This window comes from Pseudomonas sp. P116 (assembly GCF_020149425.1).
Classification (GTDB): domain Bacteria; phylum Pseudomonadota; class Gammaproteobacteria; order Pseudomonadales; family Pseudomonadaceae; genus Aquipseudomonas; species Aquipseudomonas anatoliensis.
The window spans coordinates 616,180-634,953 of the sequence record NZ_JACVHB010000002.1 but is presented as its reverse complement, the minus strand read 5'-3'; the positions used below and the strand labels follow the sequence as shown (position 1 = coordinate 634,953).

The window sequence follows — 18,774 nt, the reverse complement described above, 5'->3', positions numbered from 1 at the left end:
CAAAAGATCGCAGCCTTCGGCAGCTCCTACAGTGGCATTGCGTACACCGTGTAGGAGCTGTCGCAGGCTGCGATCTTTTGATCTTCGCTGTTAACCGCCCAACTGCCGCAACCGCTTATAAAGCGTATTGCGACTAACCCCCAACCGCCGCGCCAAGTGCGAAATATTGCCCCCCGCCAACTTCAACTCCCGATTCAACGCTTCAACATCATTCAAATCCAACCCCAACGGCTGCGCGCTCTCAACCGGCTCCATCTCCAGATCAACAAAAAAATCATCCGGCAAATGCTCCAACCGCACCGGTTGCTCTTCAGCCATGGCCAGTGCCACCTGCATCACGCTGCTGACCTGGCGCAGATTCCCCGGCCACGGATGTTTGTCGAACAACTCCAGCACCTCTGGACTCAAACCCGCCCACTGCGTCGGCTCTCGATGCTGTTCCCAAAGCCGTTTAAATAGCGCTTGTTTATCACTGCGCTCGCGCAGCGGCGGCAGTTCCAGCGTCAGGCCACCAATGCGGTAATACAAATCCTCGCGAAACCGTCCCAGTTGCACTTGCTCGCGCAACGAACGGTTAGTCGCCGAGATAATCCGCAGATCCACCGGGAACAATTCACTGCTGCCCACCGGTTGCACGCAGCGCTCTTGCAACACCCGCAACAACCGCGCCTGAGTGGGCAGCGGCATGTCGCCGATTTCATCGAGGAACAACGTGCCTTTGTCAGCCTTGCGGATCAGGCCGATGCTGCCTTTCTGGTTGGCGCCAGTGAACGCGCCTTTCTCGTAGCCGAATAGTTCGGACTCGACCAGTTCGGCGGGGATCGCCGCGCAGTTGACGGCGATAAACGCCTGTTTGCTGCGTGAACTGGCCTGGTGCAGGGCTTTGACGAACACCTCTTTGCCGACGCCGGTTTCGCCGTGAATCAGCAGGGGAATGTCTTTTTCCAAGAGTCGTTCTGCTTGCCGTACGGCTTTTTCCACGCGGCTGTCGCCGAAGTGCAGAGTGTTGAGGCTGATCGTCGTTGAAACGACGGGTTTAGTTTCAGCCGTAAAAACCCGCGCCTGAATCGGTGCCTGTTTCGGGCGCTTCAACAGGCACTGAAAACGGTTGCGCCCCGAGGTCTGCAAGGCAAACGGCAGCCCGTCTGGCTGATTGATCAACTCCAGCAACGACACCTTGAACAGGCTTTCGACGCTCACTCGCGACAAACGCACGCCGAGCAGATTGTCCGCCCGGCGATTGGCCGACAGCACCTGGCCGCTCTCATCAAAGATCAACAACCCGGCCCACTGACTGTCGAGGTTGTTCAACCCGGTGTTGAAGGTCAGTTGAAAGTGCTGACCGTGGAACAGGTTGAGGATCAGCCGGTTTTCCACGGTCTGGCTCATCATCTTGACCATGCCCAGTGTGTGCGACGGCGGCAGATAGCTGTCGCTGGAGACGTCGAGCACCGCGATCACCTTGCGCTCGGCATCGAAAATCGGCGCGGCGGAACCGGTCATGAAGCGGTTGGCTTTAAGAAAATGTTCATCGTGTTCGATGTGCACGGCCTGCTCACAGGCCAGCGCCGTGCCGATGGCATTGGTGCCGCTGCAGCGCTCCATCCAGCTCGCCCCGGCCTGAAACCCCCGGGCCAGATTCGGCTCGATAAAGCGTTGCGTGCCCCACGAGGTCAGCACCTGGCCCTGGTTATCGGCGAGCATGATCAGGCAATTGGAATTGCTGAGGATGTTCTCGTAATAGGGCAGCACTTCCTGATGGGTGGTCTGCACCAGTGAATGTTGACTGTCGAGTAACCGCGCAATGCTGGCGGCGGGCAGTTGATCGAAAGCCGGGGTGCTCTGGTGGTCAAGACCGAACGCGCGACAGCGTTGCCAGGAACTCTGGACGATTGCGTCGTGGGACAACGGCGGGGCAGGTGCGGCCATGGCGGTCAGCCTCTGAAACAACATTTTTATTATTGTTATGCGATCCCCTGTAGGAGCTGCCGAAGGCTGCGATCTTTTGACGTGGCTTGTTAAAAACAAGATCAAAAGATCGCAGCCTTCGGCAGCTCCTACAGGTGGCGATGTTGCGTTCGCAGGCAATTCCGTTTGCATTCGGGGATGCGCGAAGAGTGCATAGAGTGTTGTTCACAATTGTTCATTGTCAATCGTCCAACTGTTCAAATGTGTTCACCATTGAATGCCTCTTAGCGACGTTTTCAGCGATTTTCACGACAAATCAACAGCTTGCCGTTTTTGGCACGAAAGTCGCTCCAGTGCACAGGTCGCTTGACTCCAAAAATAAAAAAGGCCGAGCCATGTCACTCACCCTGGAGCACGTCAGCCGCACCGTCGAGGGCCAGATCTGGATCGACGATGCCTGCCTGAAATTCGAACCCGGTTCGTTCAACGTTTTGCTCGGTCGCACGCTGTCCGGCAAGACCAGCCTGATGCGCCTGATGGCCGGCCTCGACAAGCCAGACAGCGGCCGCGTGCTGATGAACAGTGTCGACGTCACGCAACGCCCGGTGCGCTTGCGCAACGTGTCGATGGTCTATCAGCAGTTCATCAATTACCCGACCATGACCGTATTCGAGAACATCGCCTCGCCACTGCGCCAGGCCGGCGTCTCGAAAGAGATCATCCACAGCCGGGTGCAGGAAACCGCGCGAATGCTGCGCATCGAGAAGTTCTTGCAGCGTTATCCGCTGGAGCTCTCGGGTGGTCAGCAACAACGCACTGCCATGGCGCGGGCGCTGGTCAAGGATGCCGAACTGATTCTGTTCGATGAGCCGCTGGTCAACCTCGACTACAAACTGCGCGAAGAACTGCGTCAGGAAATGCGCGAGCTGTTCAAGTTGCGCCACACCATTGCGATTTACGCCACCACCGAGCCCAACGAAGCGTTGGCGCTGGGCGGCACCACGACCATTCTTCACGAAGGCCGGGTGATTCAGAGCGGTCCTTCGACCGAGGTTTATCACCAGCCGCAAACGGTACTCGCCGCCGAATTGTTCTCCGAGCCTCCGATCAACCTGATGCCCGGCCGCATCGCCGGCAACGAAGTCAGTTTCGCCAATTTTGTGCACTTCCCGTTGAACGTCGATCTGCGTCCGGTGGGCGAGGGTGAGTTCCGCTTTGGCGTGCGCCCCAGCCACATCTCGCTGGTGCCGAGCAACGATGATGATCTGGAATTGGCGGTCACCGTCGAAGTCGCCGAGATCAGTGGTTCTGAAACCTTTCTGCATGTGCGCAACGAGCATTTCCTGCTGGTGCTGCACTTGCCGGGCGTTCACGAATACGACGTCGATGCGCCGATCCGCATCTATATCCCGACCCATAAACTGTTTGTTTTCGATGCGCAGGGCCGTCTGGTGCAAGCACCTGGCCGGCGTGTCGCGAGGGTTGCCTGATGGCCGAAATCCGCTTGCAACACCTTGCTCACAGCTACAGCAAAACCCCGGGTGGGCCGGAGGATTACGCGATCCGCGAGATGGATCACGTCTGGGAACAGGGCGGTGCCTATGCTCTGCTCGGGCCGTCGGGTTGCGGCAAGTCGACCTTGCTCAACATCATTTCCGGCCTGCTCAGTCCCTCCCAAGGGCATGTGCTGTTCGACGGCAAAGCGGTCAACGACCTGACGCCGGAGAAGCGCAACATTGCTCAGGTGTTCCAGTTTCCGGTGGTCTACGACACCATGACCGTGTTCGACAACCTCGCGTTTCCCCTGCGCAATCAGGGCATGGCCGAGGCGAAAGTGCACAGCAAGGTGCAGGAAATTGCCGAAGTGCTCGACCTGCAAAACCTGCTGAGCAAGAAGGCGCGCAACCTCACCGCTGACGAAAAACAGAAAGTCTCCATGGGCCGTGGTCTGGTGCGCGATGACGTCTCGGCGATCCTCTTCGATGAGCCGCTGACGGTGATCGACCCGCACCTGAAGTGGAAACTGCGGCGCAAGCTCAAACAGATCCACGAGCAGTTCAACATCACCATGGTCTACGTCACCCACGATCAACTGGAGGCCTCGACCTTCGCCGACAAGATCGCGGTGATGTACGGCGGCCAGATCGTCCAGTTCGGCACGCCACGGGAATTGTTCGAGCGGCCGAGCCACACCTTCGTCGGCTACTTCATCGGCAGCCCGGGTATGAATCTGATCGAAGTGCAACCGCAGCCCGGTGGCGTCGGTTTCGCCTCGACGCACCTGCCGTTGTCCGACGCCTTGCAGCGCCATATCGAACATGGCCAGTGGAAAAATCTGAAGGTCGGCATCCGTCCCGAGTTCATTCACGTGTGGGACGAGCCGTTTGATGACGCGATGCAGGCCAGGGTCGTACACGTCGAAGACCTCGGCACCTACAAGATCATGACCCTCGACCTCGACGGCGCACCGTTGAAAGTTCGCCTGGCGGAAGACAAACCGGTGCCGCAGGGCACGGCGTACATCAGTTTTCCGGCGCAGTGGCTGATGGTCTATGCCGACGAATTCCTCCTCGAAGCCAGCGAAAACAGCGAGGTGCAGCCATGAACAAGGTGCAGAACAACAAGGCCTGGTGGCTGGTGTTGCCGGTGTTTCTGCTGGTGGCGTTCAGTGCCGTTATCCCGATGATGACCGTGGTCAACTATTCGGTGCAGGACATCTTCGACCAGTCCAGCCGCTACTTCGTCGGCGCAGATTGGTACAAGCAAGTGCTGCTCGACCCGCGTCTGCATGACTCGCTGCTGCGCCAGTTCATCTACTCGGCGTGCGTGCTGTTGATCGAAATTCCACTGGGCATCGCTGTCGCCCTGACCATGCCGACCAAGGGCCGCTGGTCGTCGGTGGTGCTGATCATTCTGGCGATTCCGCTGCTGATCCCGTGGAACGTGGTCGGCACTATCTGGCAGATTTTCGGCCGTGCCGACATCGGTTTGCTCGGTTCCAGCCTCAATGCCATGGGCATCAGCTACAACTATGCGGCCAACACCATGGACGCTTGGGTGACCGTGTTGGTGATGGATGTCTGGCACTGGACCTCATTGGTGGCGCTGCTGTGTTTCTCCGGATTACGGGCGATTCCTGACGTGTATTACCAAGCGGCGCGAATCGACCGCGCTTCGGGATGGGCGGTGTTCAGGCACATTCAGTTGCCCAAGCTCAAAAGCGTGTTGTTGATCGCGGTGATGCTGCGCTTCATGGACAGTTTCATGATCTACACCGAGCCGTTCGTGCTCACCGGCGGCGGGCCGGGTAACGCCACGACCTTCTTGAGTCAGACGTTGACGCAAATGGCTGTAGGCCAATTCGACCTGGGTCCGGCAGCGGCTTTCTCGCTGGTGTACTTCCTGATCATCCTGTTGGTGTCCTGGCTGTTCTACACCGCCATGACGCACTCCGACGCCAACCGCTGAGGCCCGGCCATGAGCAAGAGAAAGCTGATTCCGTTGCTGATCTACATCCTGTTCCTGCTGGTGCCGATCTACTGGCTGCTGAACATGTCCTTCAAGAGCAACACCGAAATCCTCGGTGGCCTGACGCTTTTCCCACAGGATTTCACGCTGGCGAACTACAAGGTGATCTTCACCGATCCGAGTTGGTACAACGGTTATCTCAACTCGCTGTACTACGTCAGCCTGAACACGGTGATCTCGCTGAGCGTGGCATTGCCGGCGGCCTATGCGTTTTCGCGCTACCGTTTCCTGGGTGACAAGCACTTGTTCTTCTGGCTGCTGACCAATCGCATGGCACCACCGGCGGTGTTTCTGTTGCCGTTCTTCCAGCTGTATTCGTCGATTGGTCTGTTCGACACGCACATCGCCGTGGCACTGGCGCACTGTCTGTTCAACGTACCGTTGGCGGTGTGGATTCTCGAAGGCTTCATGTCCGGCGTGCCGAAAGAAATCGACGAAACCGCCTACATTGATGGCTACAGTTTCCCCAAGTTCTTCGTGAAGATTTTCATCCCGCTGATCGGCTCCGGCATCGGCGTCACGGCGTTTTTCTGCTTCATGTTTTCCTGGGTCGAACTGCTGCTGGCGCGCACGTTGACGTCGGTAAACGCCAAGCCGATTGCGGCGGTAATGACCCGAACGGTGTCGGCTTCCGGTATCGATTGGGGCGTGCTGGCGGCGGCGGGGGTGTTGACCATTCTGCCCGGCATGCTGGTGATCTGGTTTGTTCGCAACCACGTGGCCAAGGGCTTTGCCCTCGGTCGAGTCTGAGGAGCTGATGATGGAATGGATGAGTTGGACCACCCCCACAGCGACATTCTTCATCGTCATCGGCCTGATTCTGGTGGGCATGACCACCTGGGAATTGCGTTCGCCGAGCATTTTGCGGCGAGGGTTTCTGCCGATTGCCACCACCCGTGGCGATCGCTTGTTTATCGGTCTTCTCGGCAGCGCCTACCTGCATTTGCTGGTAATCGGCGCCACCGACTGGAGCATCTGGGTCGCGTCCGCGTTGTCCCTGGTGTGGCTGTTGGCTGTGATGCGTTGGGGCTAGTCGAATTGATCGGCAATCGTGCTCCGAAATCCTAAACAGGAGGTCTCTATGTTCGACAAAAACAATAAGCTGCGACATAGCATTTCATTGGCAGCCATGCTGGCACTCAGCGGTTTGAGCGCATCTGCCTGGGCCGATGCCTACGAAGACGCTGCGAAAAAGTGGATCGGCAGCGAATTCAAACCGTCGACCCTGACGGCCGAACAGCAGCTTGAAGAATTGAAGTGGTTCATCAAGGCAGCCGAGCCGTTTCGTGGCATGAACATCAAGGTGGTTTCGGAAACCCTGACCACCCACGAATATGAGTCGAAAGTGCTGGCCAAGGCCTTCACTGAAATCACCGGGATCAAGCTCACCCACGACCTGCTGCAAGAAGGCGACGTGGTGGAAAAGATGCAGACGGTGATGCAGTCCGACAAGAATATTTATGACGGCTGGGTCAACGACTCGGACCTGATCGGTACACACTTTCGCTACGGCAAGACCGAATCGATCACCGACCTGATGGCCAACGAAGGCAAGAATTTCACCTCGCCGACCCTCGACCTCAAGGACTTTATCGGCATCTCGTTCACCACCGCGCCGGACGGCAAGATCTATCAACTGCCCGACCAGCAATTCGCCAACCTGTACTGGTTCCGCGCCGACTGGTTCGAGCGTGCCGACCTCAAAGCCAAGTTCAAGGAAAAGTACGGCTACGAATTGGGTGTGCCGGTGAACTGGTCAGCCTATGAAGACATCGCCAAATTCTTCAGCGAGGACGTCAAGGAAATCGACGGCAAGCGCGTTTACGGGCACATGGACTACGGCAAGAAAGACCCGTCGCTGGGCTGGCGTTTCACCGATGCCTGGTTCTCCATGGCGGGCGGCGGCGACAAGGGCTTGCCCAACGGTTTGCCGGTGGACGAGTGGGGGATTCGTGTCGAGGACTGCCATCCGGTCGGCTCCAGCGTGACCCGCGGCGGCGACACCAACGGCCCGGCGGCGGTGTTTGCCACCACCAAATATGTCGACTGGCTCAAGGCCTACGCGCCACCGGAAGCAGCGGGCATGACTTTCTCCGAGTCCGGCCCGGTGCCATCGCAGGGCAACATCGCCCAGCAGATCTTCTGGTACACCGCGTTCACCGCCGACATGACCAAACCCGGCCTGCCGGTGGTCAACGCCGACGGCACGCCGAAGTGGCGCATGGCGCCGTCGCCTAAAGGCCCGTATTGGGAAGAGGGCATGAAGCTCGGCTATCAGGATGTGGGGTCGTGGACGTTCATGAAATCCACGCCTGAGAAACAGAAACTTGCGGCGTGGCTGTACGCGCAGTTCGTGACCTCGAAAACGGTTTCGCTGAAGAAAACCATTGTCGGCCTGACGCCGATTCGCGAGTCGGACATCAACTCGCAGGCCATGACCGATCTGGCGCCGAAACTCGGTGGTCTGGTCGAGTTCTATCGCAGCCCGGCCCGCGTGCAATGGTCGCCGACCGGCACCAACGTGCCCGACTATCCACGTCTGGCACAACTGTGGTGGAGCCACATCGCCGAAGCGGCGAGCGGCGAGAAGACTCCGCAGCAGGCGCTTGATGGCTTGGCGAAAGATCAGGACGCGATCATGACGCGTCTGGAACGCTCCAAGGCCCAGGCCACCTGCGCACCGAAAATGAACCCGGAACGCGATGCTCAGTATTGGTTCGATCAACCGGGTGCGCCGAAACCGAAACTGGCGAACGAGAAACCGAAGGGTGAGACCGTGAGCTATAACGAGCTGCTGAAATCGTGGGCGGATGCGCGTAAGTGATGGGGGAACTGTGAAAGGCAAACGGCACCGCAAGGTGCCGTTTTCTTTTGTGGCTGATCCACCGCCATCGCTGGCAAGCCAGCTCCCACAGGAATCTCGAGTGTTCCTGGATTTTGTGGGCACCACTGAACACTGTGGGAGCTGGCTTGCCAGCGATGGCGGACTTACATTCAACAATGATGTTGACTGACCCACCGCAATCGCCAGCAGGCTGGCTCCCACAGGTTTCGTTGGAATGTACAAAATCCGGTGTCACCGCAACTCACTGTGGGAGCTTGCCTGCAAGCGATGGGGCCGGTCGTGTCACTGCAGGGAAACCCAGTCGAAACACGGTCATCGCCCCCGGCAAACTCTTCACCTCGGCCACGCCCTGATGCAGGCTCATGATCGAGCGCACGATCGCCAGGCCCAACCCGGTGCTGCCCTGCGAGCGCGAGCGGCTGCTGTCTACGCGGTAGAAGCGATCAAACAGATGGGGCAGATGCTGCGCCTCGATCCCCGTACCGGGATTGCTCACCAGCAATGAAGTCTGCGCCGCAGCTTGTTCAATCATCAACGTCACGGTTTTGCCGGACGGACAATGGCGCAGCGCGTTGGACAGCAGATTCGATATCGCCCGCTGAATCATCAACCGATCCCCAAGAACCGAAGCACTGCCGACCACGTTCAAATGAATGTCCTTGTCCTGCGCCGACAACGAAAACATCTCAGCCACTTTCGCCGCCTCAACCTCCAGCGCAACCGGCTCAAACGGTGCCAGCGCCGACGGGTGGCTCACCTGCGCCAGAAACAGCATGTCCGAAACAATCCGCGCCACGCGCTCCAGTTCTTCGGTGCACGAGACCAGTACGTCCTTGTATTCCTCGGTGGTGCGTTCGCGCGACAGCGTCACCTGCGCCTTGCCCATCAGGTTATTGATCGGCGTGCGCAACTCATGGGCCAGATCATCCGAAAACTGCGACAACTGCTGCACCCCCGCATCCAGGCGATGCAGCATGAAGTTGATGCCCTGCGCCAGTTCGCTCAACTCTTGCGGCATGTTCACCACCGACAGCCGATGATCCAGATCCTGGGTCGAGACCATCGCCGCCACTTTGCGAAACTCGCGCATCGGCGCCAGCCCACGCTGCACCGCACCCCAGGCGCTCAGGCCGATGAAGATCAGCAGCAACGGCAAGGCAATCAGCGTCGAGCGCAGATAGGCACTGAGCAAGGCCTCATCGTGGGCGTTGTCCATCGACAGCAACACAGGTACGCGGGCGCCGCCCTTGAGGCTGATCAGCCTCGACGCGGTGAGGAATTTCGCGCCCTCGGCATCGGTGCTGCTGGAGTAGGTCAAATCGTCGGTGATCGCCCGCACAACCCTCAATTCAAGGCGCGAATCGGCCATGCCAGTGCCGGATTTGAGCAACGGCGTGCGCAAATTGTTGCGGTCGTAAATCGTCAGTGTGAGGTTGTCATGGCCCATGACCTGATCAAGCAGGATGTGCGGTTTAGCGCCGATTTCGCTAGTGTCGGCATACAACGAGAGGCTGTGTTCAACCTGTTCCATCTTCTTTTTCAGACTGTCTCGAGAGAGCGCATTGAGCTCATGGGTCAGGGCGAAATACGCGAGGATCGCCAGAAACACCACCAGCAGCGCGCCGAGAATACTCACCGTCAAACCCAGGCGCATCGACAGGCTGGCCGGCTTCATTCACGCGCCTCCAGCACATAGCCGACACCGCGCAGGGTGTGGATCAACTTATTGTCGAACGGCTCATCGATTTTGGCCCGCAACCGCCGGATCGACACCTCGACCACGTTGGTGTCGCAATCGAAATTCATGTCCCACACCAGCGAAATGATCTGCGTGCGGGTCAGCACTTCGCCGGACTGGCGCATCAACAGGTGCAGCAGGGCGAACTCCTTGGTGGTCAAGTCGATGCGCTGCTGGCCACGAAAGGCGCGGTGCCGCCCCGGATCAAGCTCCAGATCAGCGACTTTCAGCACCTGCGGCACCGGGATGTTTTCGCTGCGCCGCATCAATGTGCGCACTCGCGCCAGCAACTCGGGAAACTCGAACGGCTTGACCAGATAATCGTCCGCGCCCAGGTCGAGCCCGCGAATCTTGTCGGCCAGCCGCCCGCGCGCGGTGAGCATCATCACCCGTGTCGAATGGGTGCGGCGCAACTGCTCCAGCACGCCCCAGCCGTCGAGTTCCGGCAGGTTGACGTCGAGAATGATCAGGTCATAAACCTGTTGTTGCGCCAGATGCAAACCGTCCGCACCGGTGGTCGCGTGGTCAACAATATAGCCACTTTCGGTCAAACCCTGATGCAAGTATTCGGCAGCTTTAAGCTCGTCCTCGATCACAAGGATTCGCATGATCTATCACCACTTTTATTTAATGGATATTTAATTAAGGCGGCCCCTCACCCTAACCCTCTCCCGGAGGGAGAGAGGACTGAGCGCGGGATATTTCAGAACTACGCCGACGTGAGAAAACATTACTGAATCCATAATCGACTTGATGTAACAGGTCGATATATAACGCCAGACACTTCGGTCGGCTCCCTCTCCCACCGGGAGAGGGCTGGGGTGAGGGTAAGTCCGGACAATAAAGGTTGTAGTGGCTACAGGGTCAACCGCCAAGCGCTTTAAAACGGTGCTCTGCGACAGTCGGCCGCAGCACAAGCCACAAAATCCTTATGAGTTTGATTTCCGCAAGTGCTGCTCAGCAGATAACTAGCGCGCATTTGTTTCCATGTATTGCAATAACACCGCTAGCACTTCGCATCCTAAAACAAAACAACTTCGGCAAACCGTGGATAACGGATTTGTAATCTTCCAGTCACCTTGTCGATAAGTTCAAAACCCTACCGTGGCGGCATCAAAGATTCTTGATTAAAGGAAGTCTTCAATTGCCCGGTTTAACCGAACTGATGGCGCGAACACGCCTGAAAAAAATAGCCAGCGGCATTCTGTTGCTGGCCACTGCAAACCTTGCGCTCGCATCGTCCCTGACCCTGGAGCAGGCCCTGCAAACCGCGTTCGCCGGCAACCCCGATCTGGCCGCTGCCCAATGGGAAATCGGCATCGCCGAGGGTGATCGCCAACAGGCGGGGCTGATCCCCAACCCCGAAGTTTCTTGGGAGGCCGAAGACACCCGCCGCGATTCACGCACTACTACAGTGATGCTCAGCCAGCCGATCGAGTTGGGCGGCAAACGCGGCGCGCGCATCGATGTTGCCAGCCGCGCCCAGGACGCTGCCGGTATTGAACTGGAGCGCAAGCGCAATGCCTTGCGCGCCGATGTGATTCAGGCGTTCAACAACGCCCAGACCGCACAGCAGCGCTTGCAGTTGTCGCGTCAATCCCTGCAACTGGCCGAGCATGGTTTGCGCGTGGCGCAGGGCCGTATCGAGGCGGGCAAATCCTCGCCGGTCGAAGGCACCCGGGCGCAGGTGCAGCTCTCCGAAGTACGCCTTGAACTGAGCCGCGCCGAACGTGATCAGGCCAACGCTTATCAGCAACTGGCGCAGGTCATGGGCGCACCGTTGCCAAACTCGACCAACGTAAAAACAGCCACGCCAAACATGCCCGCAGTGCCACCGCCGAGCCGTCTGCTGGACCGCTTGAACGAAACCGCCGAGCTGCGCCTGGCCAAATTGCAGATCGATCAGCGCGAAGCCTCGTTGGGGCTGGAGAAGTCCCAGCGCATTCCCGATCTCACCGTCAGCCTCGGCAGCCAGTACAGCGAAACTGAGCGCGAACGGGTCAATGTGGTCGGGCTGTCGATGCCAATTCCGCTGTTCAACCGCAATCAGGGCAACGTGCTGGCGGCCGCGCGACGCAGCGATCAGGCGCGCGATCTACGCAACGCCACCGAGTTGCGTTTGCGCACTGAAATCCAGACCAGTCTTGAGCAATGGCAGACCGCCAACGGCGAAGTTCAGGCCTTCAATCAAACCATCCTGCCCGCCGCGCAAAGTGCCGTCGACAGCGCCACTCGCGGTTTCGAAATGGGCAAGTTCGGCTTTCTCGACGTGCTCGATGCGCAACGCACCTTGATCAGTGCGCGTAGCCAATACATCCAGGCGGTCAGCGAAGCCACCGACGCCCGCGTACGCATCGAACGGATTTTCGGCGAGCTCGCCGTCAGCCCTTGAATTTCATCTTTTTCAACACTGCGCGATGGCACGGCGCAGAGGAGTTTCCATGGATAAAAAACTGATTGTGGTCGCTGCGGCAACCTTGGCCCTGGGCATCGGTATCGGCTCGATGTGGCCGGGCAATGCGTCTATCGACGCCCACGCGGATGAAGGGGCGGAACATGCCAATCACGCTGAAGAAGGCGCCGCCGCCGACGGCGACCACGGCGAAGAAGGGCACATTGAATTGAGCGCCGAACAGATCACCGCAGCCGGCATTCAACTGGCCGAAGCGCGGGCGCAAACCATCAGCCTGGGTTTACCGTTCCCCGGTGAAGTGCGATTCGACGAAGACCGCACCGCCCACGTCGTGCCACGCGTGCCCGGCGTGGTCGAGTCGGTGTCGGTCAACCTCGGGCAGTCGGTAAAGAAGGGGCAATTGCTGGCGGTCATCTCCAGTCAGCAGATCTCCGACCAGCGCAGCGAGCAGGCTGCGGCGCAACGCCGTTTGGCCTTGGCGCGCACGACTTATGAGCGCGAAAAGACGCTGTGGCAGGACAAGATTTCTGCCGAGCAGGATTTTCTTCAGGCGCGGCAAGCCATGGAAGAAGCCGAAATCGCCGTGAACAACGCCCGGCAAAAAATCAGCGTGCTCAGCGGCAGCGTGGTCGCCACCGGCGGCAATCGCTATGAACTGCGTGCGCCGTTCGACGGTGTCGTGGTGGAAAAACACCTGACGCCGGGGGAGGTGGTGGATGAAACCACAGCGGCTTTCACGCTCTCCGACCTGTCGCGGGTTTGGGTAACGTTTGGCGTGTCGCCCAAGGACCTGACCAAGGTGCAGGTGGGCAAAACCGTTACCGTCAGCGCGCCGGAATTGAATGCGCAAGTCACCGGCAGCGTGGCTTACGTCGGCAGTCTGCTTGGCGAACAAACCCGCACGGCGACCGTGCGCGTCACGTTGGAAAACCCGCAAGGTTCGTGGCGACCGGGGCTGTTCGTCACCGCGCTGGTGGCCACCGACAGCCGTCAGGCGAAAGTGGCTGTACCGGAAAACGCCATCCAGACCGTCGAGGAAAAACCCACGGTGTTCGTGCGCACCGACGATGGCTTCAAGGCGCAAACGGTGGAACTGGGTAGCCGCGCAGGCGGTTTTGTGGAAATCACTCAAGGGTTGGATGCGAACGCGCAAGTCGCCAGCGCCGGCAGCTTCGTCCTCAAATCGGAACTGGGCAAAGCCTCAGCCGAGCACAGTCACTGATCCCGGAAGACTCCCATGTTCGAACGCCTGATCCAGTTTGCCATCGAGCAGCGCATCATCGTGCTGCTCGCCGTTCTGCTTATGGCCGGGCTCGGCATCGCCAGTTATCAAAAACTGCCGATCGACGCCGTGCCCGACATCACCAACGTCCAGGTGCAAATCAACACCGGCGCCGCCGGGTTCTCACCGCTGGAAACCGAGCAGCGCATCACCTTCCCGATTGAAACCGCCATGGCCGGTTTGCCAGCGCTGGAGCAGACCCGTTCGCTCTCGCGTTCGGGGCTGTCGCAAGTCACGGTGATCTTCAAGGACGGCACCGACCTGTTCTTCGCCCGCCAACTGGTCAACGAGCGTTTGCAGATCGCCAAGGAGCAATTGCCCGAAGGCGCGGAAGCCGTGATGGGGCCGATTTCCACCGGCCTTGGGGAGATTTTCCTGTGGACGGTCGAGGCGCAGGAAGGGGCGTTAAAGGACGACGGCACGCCCTACACGCCGACCGATCTGCGGGTAATACAGGACTGGATCATCAAACCGCAATTGCGCAACGTGCCGGGTGTGGCCGAGATCAATACCATCGGCGGTTTCGCCAAGGAATATCAGATTGCGCCGGACCCGAAACGCCTGGCCGCGTACAAACTGACCCTCACCGATCTGGTCACCGCGCTTGAGCGCAACAACACCAACGTCGGCGCTGGCTACATCGAGCGCAGCGGCGAGCAATTGCTGATTCGCGCGCCGGGGCAAGTGGCGAGCACCGAGGATATTGCCAACATCGTCATGGCCAATGTCGACGGCACGCCGATCCGCATCAAGAACGTTGCCACCGTGGAAATCGGTCGCGAATTGCGCAGCGGCGCAGCCACGGAAAATGGCCGTGAAGTGGTGCTCGGCACGGTGTTCATGCTGATCGGCGAGAACAGCCGTACCGTGTCGCAAGCGGTTGCCGACAAGCTCGAACAGATCAACAAATCCCTGCCCAAAGGCGTGATCGCGGTGACGGTTTATGACCGCACGCACCTGGTCGACAAAGCCATTGCCACGGTGAAGAAAAACCTCATCGAAGGCGCGATTCTGGTGATCGCGATTCTGTTCCTGTTCCTCGGCAACATCCGTGCGGCGCTGATTACCGCGATGGTGATTCCGCTGTCGATGCTGTTCACCTTCACCGGCATGTTCAGCAACAAGGTCAGCGCTAACCTGATGAGTCTGGGGGCGCTGGACTTCGGCATTATCGTCGACGGCGCGGTGGTGATCGTCGAAAACACCCTGCGCCGCTTGGCTCACGCGCAGCAGCGTCACGGGCGATTGCTGACGCGATCCGAGCGTTTCCATGAAGTGTTTGCGGCGGCGAAAGAAGCGCGGCGCCCACTGATTTTCGGCCAGTTGATCATCATGGTCGTGTACCTGCCGATCTTCGCCCTGAGCGGCGTCGAAGGGAAAATGTTCCATCCGATGGCGTTCACCGTGGTCATCGCGTTGCTCGGTGCCATGCTGCTTTCGGTGACCTTTGTTCCTGCGGCGATTGCGCTGTTTGTCACCGGCAAGGTCAAGGAAGAAGAGGGCATGGTGATGCGCGGTGCACGTCGCGTTTACGCACCAGCTCTTGCGTGGGTCATGTCTCATCGCACCGTGGCAATCGGTGCGGCGGTGGGCGTGATTGTGCTCAGTGGTGTGCTGACCAGTCGTATGGGCAGTGAGTTTGTGCCGAGTCTCAGTGAGGGGGATTTTGCCCTGCAGGCCTTGCGTGTACCGGGCACCAGCCTGACGCAATCGGTCGATATGCAGCAGCGTCTGGAAACGCTGATTCTGGCGAAAGTGCCGGAAGTCGAGCGCGTGTTCGCCCGCACCGGCACCGCCGAAATTGCCTCCGACCCGATGCCGCCGAACATCTCCGACAGCTACGTGATGCTCAAGCCGAAAGAGCAATGGCCGGACCCGGACAAGTCCCGCGAAACACTGATGGCCGAACTGCAAGGCGCCGCCGCCACATTGCCGGGCAGCAACTACGAGCTGTCGCAGCCGATTCAGTTGCGCTTCAACGAGCTGATCTCCGGCGTGCGCAGTGACGTAGCGGTGAAGGTGTTTGGCGATGACATGGACGTGCTCAACGCCACGGCAGCGAAGATTGCGGCGGCGATGCAGAAGGTCAATGGCGCATCCGAAGTCAAAGTCGAGCAAACCACCGGGTTGCCGGTGCTGACCATCAACATCGATCGCGACAAAGCGGCGCGTTACGGGCTCAACGTCGGCGATGTGCAGGACACCATTGCCGTGGCCGTGGGTGGGCGTCAGGCCGGGACGTTGTATGAGGGGGATCGGCGTTTTGACATGGTCGTGCGTTTGTCCGATGCCATGCGCAAAGACATCGAAGGCTTGTCGTCGCTGCTGATTCCGGTGCCGGCGGTGAATGGCGCGGCGGATCAGATCGGCTTCATCGCGTTGCAAGAAGTCGCCAGCCTCGACTTGGTGCTGGGGCCGAATCAGGTCAGCCGCGAAAACGGCAAGCGCCTGGTGATCGTCAGCGCCAACGTGCGCGGGCGCGATATCGGTTCGTTCGTTGCCGAGGCGGGCGAAGTGATCGAACGTGATGTGCAGGTGCCGGCCGGTTACTGGACCAGTTGGGGCGGACAGTTCGAGCAACTGCAATCGGCGGCCAAGCGCTTGCAGATCGTGGTGCCGGTGGCATTGCTGTTGGTGTTTGGATTGTTGTTCATGATGTTCAACAACCTGAAGGATGGCTTGCTGGTGTTTACCGGGATTCCGTTTGCGTTGACCGGCGGGGTGATGGCGCTGTGGTTGCGGGATATTCCGCTGTCGATCTCTGCCGGAGTCGGATTCATCGCGCTGTCGGGTGTGGCGGTGCTCAACGGCTTGGTGATGATCGCGTTTATCCGCAATCTGCGGGAGGAGGGGCGCTCTCTAACGGATGCGATCAACGTCGGAGCACTGACGCGATTGCGGCCGGTGTTGATGACGGCGCTGGTGGCTTCTCTGGGGTTCATTCCGATGGCGCTGGCGACCGGCACGGGCGCGGAAGTGCAGCGGCCATTGGCGACGGTGGTGATTGGCGGGATTCTGTCCTCGACCATTCTCACGCTGCTGATCTTGCCGGCGCTGTACCAACTCGCCCATCGCCGGGATGAGGACGCCATTCCTACCTGATTGTGAACACAACCCTGTGGCGAGGGGATTTATCCCCGTTGGGTCGCGCAGCGGCCCCAAAAAAGCAGGCCTGCTGCGCAGTCCATCGGGGATAAATCCCCTCGCCACAGGTATTGCAGCAGGCTGCTCAGTGGCGGGGTAAGGCCAGATAACGGATATGTAATTTCCCCGCCACCGTCCCGATAGGTTCGGATTGTTACCTTGATCCCGTCAGCTACTTAAACGAGGAATCAAATATGAAGTTGGTAAAAATCAGTGCCTTTGCAGCCGCTCTGGTGATGTCTTCCCTGGCCATGGCCGAAGGTGGCGGCGACCGCACCTTCGAAAAAATGATGACCGCCAATGACCGCTCCGTGGAGCTGTTCGTTACCCGGGAACAGGCCGCTGGTAATCCGGTCGTGGTCAATGAAAAGAAAGACGACAAGACCCAAGACCTGTAAGCGTGTCGCAACTGAGCAAGCCCGACATCGCGCATCGATGCCGGGCTTTTTTATGGAGGTTATAAACATGAAGTTGATCAAGTGGATGGTGTTCGCCGGGGTGCTGGCAATGTCGCTGAATGTGTTGGCCGAAGGTGGTGGTGACCGCGCGTTTGAACGCGCACTCAGCGCCAACTCCAAAGCCATGGAGCAATACGCCGCCAACCAGGGCAAAGCGCCGCCAGTGGTGAAGGAATACGCATACGGCATGAAGCTGGATGTGGTGAAAATCGTCAGCGTCGTGAAGCCGCCGGCTACTTGCGCCGTGGTCCCCACCGTCATGACCTACGAAGATTCGAAGGGACAGCTCAACACCCTCAGATACACCGTGGCCGGCGAATGCCGCCAGCGCGGCTGATCCGCCAACGATCAGAACACGGTCCCGTGTAGGAGCTGCCGAAGGCTGCGATCTTTTGACCTTGATCCTTGAAAACAAGATCAAAAGATCGCAGCCTTCGGCAGCTCCTACAGGGGAGGATTTCGAAATGACGATGTGTATTTCGATTCGGGATGTTTAAAGGTTGTGTGGGAAATACAGAACCTTCCCACAATGTTTTCAGGTTGTCCGTCGGACGTCGGCTCTCTAGCCTGTGTGGGTCGCTGCCAAATCAGCGATCGGGATTGGAACCCCGGACCACCCGAAAGCGCAAAACTGGCTTTCATGACGTATGCTTGCGCACCTTGATGGTGTGCACTCCGTTATGGCGGCTGTGCGCGGGAGACTTCGAGTCTGTCGGGTTTTGTCTGGTGGCCCGGGTTCCAACCTGCGTACAGCTGCCACCCTTCGATTGGAACCGAATGGGCCAGCTCCATTGCCACACCGGAGTTTCATCATGAAAAAGCCAACACCCAATCCGCCCGAAACAACCGTCCCTGCGGACGCCAATACAACGTCCCCCTACGCTTGCGAAGACACCCGCAAACTCCACGAAGCCGCCGACCGCGCCCTCGACTTCTACCTCAAGCCCACCGCCGCCATCATGGCCACGCCCTACGTCCAGAACCAGATGTTCCAGGTCAATCCCACCGCCGACACCGAATCCCTGCTGGCCAACGCCAGCGAATCCCTAGGCTCGGCCAGCGTCATGCTCGGTGACTTCGCCGCGCTGCTGGAAGGCACGCATCGCAAGACACTGCTGGGGATCGCCCAAGTTGTGATGCTTGGTGAACTGGCGGTGAACAGAGCGCTGGATAACGTCGAGCCTGCGGTGTAGGCACTGAGCCACGTGGCGAGATTGGTTATCTCTCGCCACATCGTGGCGCACGCAGGTCAATGTTCGAATACAACGGAGGCAGGTCAATGCCCAGTCCAACTGAACTCGATGTGATTACCAATCCCTTTTCAAGCTATCGAAGTACGGATCAAAAGAAACGGCATGTGATTGATCTCGCAGCCTTCACGTGTCAACAGACGAATCCGGTAGCACAGCTATATCTTCTCGATGACGTTGCATTTAGCGCATTCGAACAGGCTATTGA

The 18,774-nt window shown here is 58.9% G+C and carries 15 protein-coding genes; 12 read left to right on the top strand and 3 right to left on the bottom strand.

The genetic code is table 11. The annotated features are described in order from the left end of the window. Positions 1-90: 90 nt before the first annotated feature. Complete coding sequence (locus ICA15_RS09270) at positions 91-1,929, bottom strand: sigma-54-dependent Fis family transcriptional regulator (RefSeq protein WP_210553079.1); 1,839 nt, start codon at positions 1,927-1,929, stop codon at positions 91-93. Between the two features lie 374 nt (positions 1,930-2,303). On the opposite strand from ICA15_RS09270, the gene ICA15_RS09265 reads away from it, so the two are divergent. Genes ICA15_RS09265 through ICA15_RS09240 form a run of 6 tightly spaced genes read left to right on the top strand, consistent with a single transcriptional unit; the run spans position 2,304 to position 8,260 of the window. Continuing rightward, positions 2,304-3,398 (top strand): ABC transporter ATP-binding protein, encoded by a 1,095-nt coding sequence (locus ICA15_RS09265; protein WP_210553078.1) that lies wholly within the window; start codon positions 2,304-2,306, stop codon positions 3,396-3,398. Continuing rightward, positions 3,398-4,513 carry an ABC transporter ATP-binding protein gene (locus ICA15_RS09260; RefSeq protein ID WP_210553077.1) on the top strand — a complete coding sequence of 372 codons (1,116 nt, stop codon included), beginning with the start codon at positions 3,398-3,400 and terminating at the stop codon, positions 4,511-4,513. Before ICA15_RS09265 ends, ICA15_RS09260 begins: the two co-directional genes overlap by 1 nt. Then, entirely contained in the window at positions 4,510-5,376 is an 867-nt protein-coding gene (locus ICA15_RS09255; RefSeq protein WP_042559892.1) for a carbohydrate ABC transporter permease, read from the top strand. The genes ICA15_RS09260 and ICA15_RS09255 overlap by 4 nt, the downstream gene beginning before the upstream one ends. Positions 5,377-5,385: 9 nt before the next feature. Further along, positions 5,386-6,186: a carbohydrate ABC transporter permease gene (locus tag ICA15_RS09250; RefSeq protein WP_150615212.1), complete on the top strand. Its 801-nt coding sequence runs from the start codon at positions 5,386-5,388 to the stop codon at positions 6,184-6,186. A gap of 10 nt (positions 6,187-6,196) precedes the next feature. Then, positions 6,197-6,469, top strand: a complete 273-nt coding sequence (locus ICA15_RS09245) for a DUF2160 domain-containing protein (protein ID WP_042559891.1) — start codon at positions 6,197-6,199, stop codon at positions 6,467-6,469. A gap of 48 nt (positions 6,470-6,517) precedes the next feature. Then, the gene (locus ICA15_RS09240) at positions 6,518-8,260 is read left to right on the top strand and encodes an ABC transporter substrate-binding protein (protein ID WP_042559890.1); all 1,743 of its coding nucleotides are present in this window, start codon (positions 6,518-6,520) and stop codon (positions 8,258-8,260) included. A gap of 262 nt (positions 8,261-8,522) precedes the next feature. On the opposite strand, the gene ICA15_RS09235 is transcribed toward ICA15_RS09240, so the two are convergent. Continuing rightward, a complete protein-coding gene (locus tag ICA15_RS09235) occupies positions 8,523-9,956 on the bottom strand; it encodes a heavy metal sensor histidine kinase (RefSeq protein ID WP_210553076.1) in 1,434 nt (477 codons plus the stop codon). Further along, on the bottom strand, positions 9,953-10,627 hold the full coding sequence (locus ICA15_RS09230; RefSeq protein ID WP_150604162.1) for a heavy metal response regulator transcription factor: 675 nt from the start codon (positions 10,625-10,627) through the stop codon (positions 9,953-9,955). Before ICA15_RS09230 ends, ICA15_RS09235 begins: the two co-directional genes overlap by 4 nt. Before the next feature lie 536 nt (positions 10,628-11,163). On the opposite strand from ICA15_RS09230, the gene ICA15_RS09225 reads away from it, so the two are divergent. The 6 genes from ICA15_RS09225 to ICA15_RS09200 all read left to right on the top strand — a co-directional run bounded on the left by ICA15_RS09225 (position 11,164) and on the right by ICA15_RS09200 (position 18,509). After that, entirely contained in the window at positions 11,164-12,411 is a 1,248-nt protein-coding gene (locus tag ICA15_RS09225; RefSeq protein ID WP_210553075.1) for a TolC family protein, read from the top strand. 49 nt (positions 12,412-12,460) lie between these two features. Next, positions 12,461-13,654, top strand: a complete 1,194-nt coding sequence (locus ICA15_RS09220; protein ID WP_210553074.1) for an efflux RND transporter periplasmic adaptor subunit — start codon at positions 12,461-12,463, stop codon at positions 13,652-13,654. Positions 13,655-13,669: 15 nt separating this feature from the next. After that, positions 13,670-16,816: a CusA/CzcA family heavy metal efflux RND transporter gene (locus ICA15_RS09215; RefSeq protein ID WP_210553073.1), complete on the top strand. Its 3,147-nt coding sequence runs from the start codon at positions 13,670-13,672 to the stop codon at positions 16,814-16,816. Positions 16,817-17,052: 236 nt separating this feature from the next. After that, a complete protein-coding gene (locus ICA15_RS09210) occupies positions 17,053-17,256 on the top strand; it encodes a co-regulatory protein PtrA N-terminal domain-containing protein (RefSeq protein WP_210553072.1) in 204 nt (67 codons plus the stop codon). Between the two features lie 67 nt (positions 17,257-17,323). Further along, positions 17,324-17,653: a DUF2790 domain-containing protein gene (locus ICA15_RS09205; RefSeq protein WP_210553071.1), complete on the top strand. Its 330-nt coding sequence runs from the start codon at positions 17,324-17,326 to the stop codon at positions 17,651-17,653. A gap of 475 nt (positions 17,654-18,128) precedes the next feature. Then, positions 18,129-18,509 carry a DUF6124 family protein gene (locus tag ICA15_RS09200; protein ID WP_210553070.1) on the top strand — a complete coding sequence of 127 codons (381 nt, stop codon included), beginning with the start codon at positions 18,129-18,131 and terminating at the stop codon, positions 18,507-18,509. Positions 18,510-18,774: the final 265 nt, after the last annotated feature.

Excerpts from the sequence above, each read along its gene's own strand:
- ICA15_RS09205 (WP_210553071.1), top strand. The coding sequence starts at position 17,324 with ATGAAGTTGATCAAGTGGATGGTGTTCGCCGGGGTGCTGGCAATGTCG.
- ICA15_RS09235 (WP_210553076.1), bottom strand. The coding sequence starts at position 9,956 with ATGAAGCCGGCCAGCCTGTCGATGCGCCTGGGTTTGACGGTGAGTATT.
- ICA15_RS09270 (WP_210553079.1), bottom strand. The coding sequence starts at position 1,929 with ATGGCCGCACCTGCCCCGCCGTTGTCCCACGACGCAATCGTCCAGAGT.
- ICA15_RS09265 (WP_210553078.1), top strand. The coding sequence starts at position 2,304 with ATGTCACTCACCCTGGAGCACGTCAGCCGCACCGTCGAGGGCCAGATC.
- ICA15_RS09210 (WP_210553072.1), top strand. The coding sequence starts at position 17,053 with ATGAAGTTGGTAAAAATCAGTGCCTTTGCAGCCGCTCTGGTGATGTCT.
- ICA15_RS09215 (WP_210553073.1), top strand. The coding sequence starts at position 13,670 with ATGTTCGAACGCCTGATCCAGTTTGCCATCGAGCAGCGCATCATCGTG.
- ICA15_RS09220 (WP_210553074.1), top strand. The coding sequence starts at position 12,461 with ATGGATAAAAAACTGATTGTGGTCGCTGCGGCAACCTTGGCCCTGGGC.
- ICA15_RS09245 (WP_042559891.1), top strand. The coding sequence starts at position 6,197 with ATGGAATGGATGAGTTGGACCACCCCCACAGCGACATTCTTCATCGTC.
- ICA15_RS09200 (WP_210553070.1), top strand. The coding sequence starts at position 18,129 with ATGAAAAAGCCAACACCCAATCCGCCCGAAACAACCGTCCCTGCGGAC.
- ICA15_RS09230 (WP_150604162.1), bottom strand. The coding sequence starts at position 10,627 with ATGCGAATCCTTGTGATCGAGGACGAGCTTAAAGCTGCCGAATACTTG.
- ICA15_RS09250 (WP_150615212.1), top strand. The coding sequence starts at position 5,386 with ATGAGCAAGAGAAAGCTGATTCCGTTGCTGATCTACATCCTGTTCCTG.
- ICA15_RS09255 (WP_042559892.1), top strand. The coding sequence starts at position 4,510 with ATGAACAAGGTGCAGAACAACAAGGCCTGGTGGCTGGTGTTGCCGGTG.
- ICA15_RS09240 (WP_042559890.1), top strand. The coding sequence starts at position 6,518 with ATGTTCGACAAAAACAATAAGCTGCGACATAGCATTTCATTGGCAGCC.
- ICA15_RS09260 (WP_210553077.1), top strand. The coding sequence starts at position 3,398 with ATGGCCGAAATCCGCTTGCAACACCTTGCTCACAGCTACAGCAAAACC.